Here is an 8,258-nt window from a genome sequence, read left to right on the forward strand (position 1 = left end):
AGTTGGCGTGTCGACACCGGGTGCGCGCCGGGTGCGTACAGGCGGGCGTCGCCGGCGGACGGCGACGGCCGGGTCGCGGCGGGGTCGGTTCCGGCCGTGGCCGGGGTGTGCTCGCCGGCGGTCCGGCAGGCCTCGTCGACCGTGCCCGGCAGCGCCGGTTCGGCCAGGGCGCGGTCGTAGCGGTCCGGATCGCGTCGGGCGTGCGCGGGCCGGGAGATCTCCAGGACACGGCCCGCGCGTTGCTCGCGGTGGACCGCGTGATGCCGCATCGTCGACGATGGCAGGGTATGCGTGCCCAGTATCGGCAGCACCTCGTCTGTGTGTTCCTGCATCCAGCGGTGCAGGGCCTTCACGTTCGCGCCCACATCCGACAGTCGGGACCACAACTCGTCCGTGAACGCGAATCCGCCCCGTCTCCGCTGTGGTTCCACCCGCCCCGACTCGCGGGCGATCGCCAGCCAGCGCCAGATGGTGCGCGGCGCCACCCCGGCCGCGGCCGCGGCGATCCGCACGTGGACCGTCTCCACCGTCCCGGCCTCGTCCAGCGCGAGACGGGATACCACCAACCGGCGTGTCAGGGCCCGGTCTTGTGACACGGACACGGGTGACGACGCTTGCGCGGCAGCAGCGGACGGAGGCGGCGGCGCGCGGGGCCCGCCCGAGGCCGAAGACACCGGCGGTGGAGACGACTTCGCGCTCATGGGCGCAAGCACACCCCGCCCTCGAACCGGCCGACACAGGAATGTGCATCCCCACGACAGCCAGGCCACGCATGTGCCAGCCGCTGTCGGGCAGGCCACGACAGCCGTTTAGTCATCCCGTGACAGCCGAGATCCCCGCGGTCAGTCGGACAAAGCCCAGCTCAGCAAGGGGAAACCACAAACCGGAAGCGCTGTCACCAACCCCGCCCACACCACACCACACACTCACAATGCCGACCGCCCCCGTCCCCCGCACGTGGTCCACGACTTCGCACAGGTGCGGTCGGAACCGCGCGGGGTTGGCTCCGGCCCGTATTTCGTGAGTTCAGGCTTTCGTTGACACCACACGCGCGTCGTCGACGTGCAGGCACAACATCCCGTCCTCCGGGCATTCGAGGCCTACCGACACGCTGCCGACACCACCGTGTGCAGCGAATGCGTACGCGACGCCCACGAGGAACACGCCGTGCCCGGCGGGGCAGCATTCGGACGACGGCTTCCGAACGACGGCTCCCGACTCCGGAGGCGAAACGTCGGCCGACAGGAGCTTCCATACGGGTGTACCGGAGTACACCTCGCCGTCCTCGATGCCGATCGGCAGGCAACAGCCGACGCAGTGGCACTCGCCTGCGGCCACCTCGAACTCGTCATGGGCGCAGTACCGGCACACGACGGGCACGATCACCTGCCGCCGTCCGTCCGGAATTGCGAGGCCGGTCCCGCTCAGCAGCGCTCGCAGGCTTCCGCGACCTGTCACCTCGTCGTCCACCGTCCCGGAAATCCAGGCGCCCGCCTCGTTCACGTAGGGATCGTTGCACGAACCGGGGCCACGCAACAGCGGCGATGACGCCTCAGGACACGGGGGCGTCGGCCTCGGCGTCCAGGGGGCGTCGAGCCGGTCGGGGGGTCGCTCGTGCCGGTACCACCGCGGCGCGCCCGGGGGAGGTCACTGTGGCGACCGCGCCGGAACCGGCGTCAGGTTCACGTCGCCGGACCGGTGCAGGCGCCCGTCCGGCGGGCCGGGCCGGCTCCCGTGGGGTGGGCCGACCCGCCGCCGCGTGGTGGGTGGCCGGTCGTCGTCAGGCCTTCTTGCAGTCCTGGCCGCGGACCCACAGACCGCCTTCGGCCCGGCCCGTGACGCACTTGTACGCCTGGCCGGTGCCGCGGTCGCGGATCACGAAGTCCGAGACGGGCCCCACTGGCCGCTGTCGCAGTCCCGCCCGAAGGCGTCGGGCAGGTCCGCCTCCATCGCGTTGCAGGTGATCGTCGTCGCCGCGCGAGATGTGGGTGCGGCCTGGGCGGCGGCCGGCAGGCCGGTGATCAGCACGGCGGCGACGCCCGGGACGATGGTGCGCGCGCCGATGCGGGACGCGGGTCGTCGAGTGTTCACGATGGTTCCCTCCGGGACGGGGCCGCGCGAGGTCTCGGCCACGGGTGGCCGGTTCCGGTCGTGTGGCCTCGCGGGGGACTCGGCGGCGGGGCGGGCATGTGGTCGTCCCCGAAACCAGCAGGACCGGACACCGGACGCCAGAGCGATCGGGCCGGCGTCGGCCCGACGGGTGAACGTCAACACCCGAACGGCCCCGCCACGGCCCGGGTTCGGCGCGAACGGGTACGGGCGGTGCGAGGGGCTCGACTCCCTCGTCGGGGACGAGTCGCGGACCGCGGCACCACCATGCGGAGCCGGATCCGTGAGGAGAACTCCGCGATGTACGAGGCGGAGGTGGTCCGCAGTCCCGGCGCGGCGGCGTCCGGGTCATTGGCCGCCCGTGGGCGTTTCTTGTTCTGCTTGGTGACGCAGAAGCGGATCAGGTCGCCCATCACCAGGTCGAACACCCCGATCGCCTCGTCGACGGCAACCTGCGGCATCGCGGCGGAGAAGGCGACCAGGGTGGCGAGGCACCGGTGCCCGGCGAGGCCGCACCACAGGTCGAAACACCGCTCCTCGCGCCCGGCGTCGAGACGCAACCGAGGACACGGCGTTCGAGAACGCTCTGGAGATGTGCCCGGCGTATCGCGGGGTGCACGGGCACCCGGCCGCGCCGAAGGCCGCCGCCGTCAACAGCCACCACCCGTAGGGGAGTTCCTCGCCAACGCCCGCAAGCCGCTGGAGACACGCACGAACACCGACCGGTGGGCACGGCGCCGGCCGCGACTGGACGCGATCGACCCCGGCTGGAACCCCGCCGGCCACACCGACCCGGCGCGGCGGTGGCCGCCGGCGTGGCAGCGGATGCTCGCGGTCGTGCGCCTACACCTCGAAAGCGGCGGCACCCTCGCCGAGTTGGCGCCCGGCCACTCCGTCGGCGGCGAGGACGTCGGCGCCTGGCCGGCGCGGCAACAGCGCCCCGGGGCCGGGCTGACACCGGCGCACCGGGCGGCGTTGGCCGGGCTGGGCGTCGAGCCGGCCGCCGAGGTTCCGGCGCAGCGGGCGGCGCCGGATCGGTGGACGCTCACCCTGGCCGCGGCGGCGAATCCGACGGTCGTTTCGCCAAGCGAACCCCCCGGAAAGGGCTGGGGGTGGCCCAAACAACGGTGACGCGCAGCACGGCCTTGGAGATCTCGTAGCGGATGACCACGTCGGCGACGGGGGCGTCACGACAGTCCTCGTAGCCGGGGCGCGCGGGAGCGGGAGCGGACCCGTACGGGTCACGGGCGAGTACGGCCATGCCCCGCTCGAACGCACGCAGCCGATCCGGGCCCAGCCGGTTCGGCTCGACCTCGGCGGCCGGAGCATAGGCGACCGTGTGGGCCGGTACGCCCGGTGCCGGCCGGGGCATGGCGTAGGCATGGGTCGGGTCGGTGAGGTGGGCATCGCCGGGCCGCGCGGCGCAGGCGAGACCGGGGCGGGGTCGGCGTTGACGCAGCCCTTCGCCGCGGGTCGGGCGGCCGGGTCGGGGTCGGTGTCGGCGGAGTCCCGGCCCCCGAATTCTCCTCGATCCCGGCGGTACCGCCCCCGCCATTGCACACGACCGTGGCCGGTCGGCGGCGTGCTCCCGTTCGGTTCCGTTGGGAAAACCCGTGGACGGAGGATGAGGTCGTCTCGAGGATGCCGATCTTGATGTGACGCGGTGATCACCTGCGGTCGGTCCTCGGGTGGCGAGCAGGTCGTGGTTGCCGTCGTCGGCGATCGACTCGGTGATCGCCGGGTGCGGTTCACGGAACCGGGTGGGCTCGTTGCGGGCCGGCTTCCACCGCGGTTGCTCCGGCGTGTTGCTGCTGCCGCGGCGCCGGCAGGTGTACTGCTGCGCCACATCGCGGGAGGGCCGGCGGGACTTCGTCGTCCCTCCCGTGCCCGACGCCGAGCCGCGGGGTCCGGAGGAACGCCTCGCCTATCACTCCCGGTTCGTCACGGTGCGTACCCCCGCCATCGACGCGCTCGCGAAGGGCGTGCGTACCCTGATGTTCCCGGGCCGGCACCAGGACGCCGGCGCACGCCCCGGGCTTCCGCGTGGCCTCGGAGTTGCTTGTCGATGGCGTCGATGGTCGCCTGTTTCCGGGCGTTCTTGGGTGGTGGCCGGGACCGGGTGCGCGGCATCCGTTCGGGAGCTTCCCACGGCGCTGACAACCGGAGACGGCCGGACTAGGGTGAGGCCGACCAACGAGGGGGTGGACGCGGCGTCCAAGGGCATTCAAGAGCTGCTGCACCTGCATGATGCGCAGTTGCGCGGGCGGATTCCCCCGCGACTCGCGCCGATCGGCTCGGTGGTCGATCAGGACGGCCCCGTCGTCCGCACGCACTACGGCACGCACGGAACCGTCGACCACCGCGAGTTCACCGGCGTCGACTTCGCCGACCTGATCCGTCGGCAGCAGTGCGCCTTCGCACAGCGCCACGAGCCGGTCGAATGGAAGATCTACTCCCACGATGCCGGCGCGCCGCAACTGATCCGCGAACTGCGAGAGGCGGGCTTCACTCCTGGCTGGGAACGCTCCGTCCTGGTGATCGGCGTCCCCGACCTGCCCGATCCCGTTCCCGCTCGATCAGGGCACAAGCTGCGGCACCTTGGTCGTGGTCATGGGGAGCGTCTCGCGCGCGAACAGATTCGTGACCTGGCTGCCCTGACCGGGCCCCATCGGCGACCCTTCACCGAGGTGGAGGCCGACGGACGTCTGCTGCACCGGGAAGTGAACATACCCCTGCTCGAACGTGACGGCCGCGTCGTGAGCGCGGGCTGGGCCGAGTTCGTGGACGGGACAGAGTTCGTTGCCCTCGGCGGGATGACCGGCCCGCACGCGGAGTTTTTGTCGATGTGGGCGTCGTGGGCCAAGAACGGCCCCTCGCGCTACCTCGGCTGGCAGCCACCGGACATCCGCTTCATCGTCGCCGAAGCCGACGGCGCGCTCCGGCGGGAACTGCTTGACGCAGGGTTCCTTGGGCTCACGTCGGTCCGGTCCTACCACGGGGCGCCGCCCACGACCCCGGCACGGGATCGGCCGGTCAGAATGTTGTTCGACGACCCCGAGCACGACGATGTCCGGGATCGGTTCGAGGAACGTTTCACCTTCAAGCCCGGCATCTCCGTCTTCCCCGGCGTCGTGGAGCCACCCGAGTCGATCACCTGGCACCTGGCGGCCATTACGGACGACCCCGACGACAGCACGCTCGAGGAGCTCCAGGCCGTCATCAAGCGCGGCCTGCGCGCCTGCACCAGCCCTGGTGAAGTCGTCTATGCGCTCGATTGGCAGCACCAGGGCTACCGCTTCGACCCGCACCGAGTCGGGGGGCCCGGCCGGCCACGCCGGCCCGGCAGCGCCTATCCCGACGGGGACTACCACCTCTACGTCACCCGCGACGTTCGCCTGGGCACATTCGGACACCCGTGGGAGGACTCGCTCTGCGTCTTCGGCGACGGGCTGCCGGCGGAAGTCGAAAGCCGGCTCACTGCACTGCTGGGCACCGTCCTTCGCCGCGGGGGCCGCAACGTCGGCAACATCTGGACGTTCGGGCCCGAGTAGACACCCGGCGGGCGCAGCCGCACCAAACGCACCGGACGATGCCGCCCGCTCTCGACACGAACCTCGGCGATGAGGCCACCGGAAAACCGGATGGAGCACCTGGTCCTCCGGATCCGCAACCCGGCTCGGTTCCCCCAATGGCCGACGAACCGTGCCCGTGGGGATCACGACCGATCGTGGCGTCGGCGGCGGAGACGATCTCGCGTGCGCGGGAATCCGACAGCTTCGCCAGGGCGGCCTCCGCCGCGTTCGCGTACCGGACGCGGTAACTCACGGTCCCTTCCTCTCGGATGGCTCGACCGGATCGCCCAGACCGTCCGTCATCCCCGTGTAGTCGCCGGCCCCGATCCGCACCGGGTCCTCCTCGGACTCCTCGTGCGCCTGCGGCGGCAACGCCCACCCCGGGGACCGCGCGACGCGCCGGGTGCTCCGACGGGGTCGCGTACATCTCCTCGTCGAACGCCGCCCGCCGAACCTGCGGCAACGCGGCACGAATCCCCCGAGCGTCCCCGGCGGAACCTCGAGCTCTCCACGCACGACATGGGTCCAATCAGGCATGCCCCCGGCATCGCACCACATCCACGAAGACCGGCCGGAGACAGCCGAAGCGAACACGACACCACGACGGCAGCCACACCACACCCCCGCCACACCGACGACCGCGACCACCAGCCCCCGATCCGGACCGACACCGGACCAAAAACCCGACACGGAATTCCTCACAACATTCGACCCGAATTCCTATCCACTCCCGCGAACCGGGCTGTGCCCGAGCGCGCCGGTTGTCACCAAGACGGGCCTGTCGTCACCAGGATCGTCGGTGCGCAGCAGGGTGCCGCACAGGTGGAACTCCCGTACAGCTCGAGCGCTCGGTGGGAATCCGCGACCGGTGACAACCACCCTGCCTCACCGCGCATCGGCGGCAAGAAGCGCGCCGATCCGGTGACAACCATCTTGCCTCGTCAACGCGAAGCGGCAGGTCGGCAACCGTCGTTGGTGACAACCGGCATGCTTCGACACAGTCGGGCGGTGGGGTGGGCGAAGCCGGCCGCACTGTCCCGTCTCGCTGGACCTGGTCCCGATCTCACGTGATCCGGTCCGATCCGCCCGCGACGGACCGGATCACGTGAGATACGCAGGTCATCCGTCCTGTCGCGGTGAAGCCGGCTGATTCTCACGCAGTCTCAGGCGATGTGTCGGATTCTCGGTGGCACGCGGCCGGAGCGGAGGTTTTGCATTCGGTCGTGGGGTTCGATCTCACTGTGCCGGCCTCGTTCTCACTGCATCTGTCACCCTCGGTTTCCGCGGCGATGAACCGCGACAGGACAGTTGCGACCACCGACGGCCGAGGTGTCAGGGAACCACCCGGCGGGCGCGAAAGTCGTAGCCGTCCTGCCGGAAACCGGGGGCCTCCCATTCGAGCCGGACCTGCCGACCCGGGTCGAGAGTGCGGAAGCCGGCCATCTCGATATCGCTGAAATGCGCGAAGCAACCCCCGGGCGTTTCAGCCGAGTCGAGCACTCCCCAGCCTTCTTCCTCGTACCACTCGCGCACGGTCGCCGTGATCATGGACGCACCCCCTGGCACGACGTCGGGCAAAACGAGGGTAGGTCCCCCGTGAAGGGCCTGCGACGCACGCGAGTGAGCATAATTCGCCGTAGGAAGGCGCCGCGACCGAGTATGCGAGGGAGTGCGGCTACGGCAACGGAAGGCCGGGCCTCGCCGCAGGTCCGCACCGTCGTCGTTGAACCGGCAGCAGACCTCCGCGAGAGCCATGTCGTTTGAGAACGCCGGGGGCGATGTTCCCAAACGACGTGGCACCTCGGCAGGTCAGCAGCCCTCTGCCCGCCGGATGGACTGCGCCAGGACATCATCCGGCCGAACGTTCGCCCGATGCCGCACTGCGAACGCCTCCGGCGAACCGGACGGACCGGGATTTGCCGCCTCTCGGCGTCTCGGTCGATCCGGTCGTCGCTGATCACCGCCGGGTATTGGGGCCAGATCATCCGAGACGGGACACGCACGGCCGCAGCGGCGGGTGTCGCACGCGTGGGCGCGGCGGTGGGCGCTGTCGGGGTGGGCGAGGGTGGCGGCGGTGCGGGAGGTGGGTGTCTCCGGGCCCGGGACGGTGCATCGCAGTGTCGCGATCGGACGCCGGGTCGGGCGTCGGGCGTCGAGCGTGGGGCGTGGGGCGTGGGGCGTGGGGCGTGGGGTGGGCGCGGTTGAACGCGGCGCAGCGGGAGGCGCTGCGTGCGGTGGTCGTCGTGGACGGCGTGCCGTGGATCGGGAACGACGAGGAGGACCTGGTCGTGGTGGTCGACGGCGCCGTCGTGGATGGCGTCGTCCACGACGCGCACCGGGACGGCGCCGGGCGGATCCGGATCGACATCGACATCGACATCGACAAGGCGGGTGCTCTCGACGGCTTCGGTGGGAGCACGAAACGCCGGGCCGGCCGTGATCGGAAGCCGGACGAGGCATCCCCGCCGGCTTCCTGCCGTACCTGGGCTTGATCCGTTTTGACGGACACCCTGGCTGAGGGGCTGCGGTCCCTTGGGGAGGATGTCCATCATGGAGAGCATGGGGAAGAAGAAGCCT

7 protein-coding genes and 1 pseudogene are annotated in these 8,258 nt (G+C 71.1%); 3 read left to right on the forward strand and 5 right to left on the reverse strand.

Annotated features, from left to right (window positions below):
• From ABIA38_RS44900 to ABIA38_RS44915, 4 genes and pseudogenes are all read right to left on the reverse strand, one after another.
• A pseudogene (locus ABIA38_RS44900) lies at positions 1–602 on the reverse strand (hypothetical protein); the annotation flags it as partial.
• A gap of 424 nt (positions 603–1,026) precedes the next feature.
• Entirely contained in the window at positions 1,027–1,503 is a 477-nt protein-coding gene (locus ABIA38_RS44905; RefSeq protein WP_424644840.1) for a hypothetical protein, read from the reverse strand.
• Between the two features lie 372 nt (positions 1,504–1,875).
• Positions 1,876–2,091 (reverse strand): hypothetical protein, encoded by a 216-nt coding sequence (locus ABIA38_RS44910; RefSeq protein WP_424644841.1) that lies wholly within the window; start codon positions 2,089–2,091, stop codon positions 1,876–1,878.
• Between the two features lie 176 nt (positions 2,092–2,267).
• Positions 2,268–2,669 carry a hypothetical protein gene (locus ABIA38_RS44915; protein WP_424644842.1) on the reverse strand — a complete coding sequence of 134 codons (402 nt, stop codon included), beginning with the start codon at positions 2,667–2,669 and terminating at the stop codon, positions 2,268–2,270.
• A gap of 34 nt (positions 2,670–2,703) precedes the next feature.
• On the opposite strand from ABIA38_RS44915, the gene ABIA38_RS44920 reads away from it, so the two are divergent.
• Together ABIA38_RS44920 and ABIA38_RS44925 are read left to right on the forward strand one after the other, a co-directional pair.
• Complete coding sequence (locus tag ABIA38_RS44920; RefSeq protein WP_424644843.1) at positions 2,704–3,240, forward strand: hypothetical protein; 537 nt, start codon at positions 2,704–2,706, stop codon at positions 3,238–3,240.
• A 1,070-nt stretch (positions 3,241–4,310) separates the two neighbouring features.
• A complete protein-coding gene (locus tag ABIA38_RS44925; RefSeq protein ID WP_424644844.1) occupies positions 4,311–5,660 on the forward strand; it encodes a DUF2716 domain-containing protein in 1,350 nt (449 codons plus the stop codon).
• Positions 5,661–7,013: 1,353 nt separating this feature from the next.
• Here ABIA38_RS44925 and ABIA38_RS44930 read toward each other — a convergent pair.
• On the reverse strand, positions 7,014–7,229 hold the full coding sequence (locus ABIA38_RS44930) for a cold-shock protein (RefSeq protein ID WP_424644845.1): 216 nt from the start codon (positions 7,227–7,229) through the stop codon (positions 7,014–7,016).
• Between the two features lie 653 nt (positions 7,230–7,882).
• Between ABIA38_RS44930 and ABIA38_RS44935 the strand changes: the two genes are divergently transcribed.
• Positions 7,883–8,173 carry a hypothetical protein gene (locus tag ABIA38_RS44935; RefSeq protein ID WP_424644846.1) on the forward strand — a complete coding sequence of 97 codons (291 nt, stop codon included), beginning with the start codon at positions 7,883–7,885 and terminating at the stop codon, positions 8,171–8,173.
• The last annotated feature ends 85 nt before the right edge of the window (positions 8,174–8,258 follow it).

The sequence above is a fragment of the Embleya sp. AB8 genome, from assembly GCF_049739465.1.
Classification (GTDB): Bacteria; Actinomycetota; Actinomycetes; order Streptomycetales; family Streptomycetaceae; genus Embleya.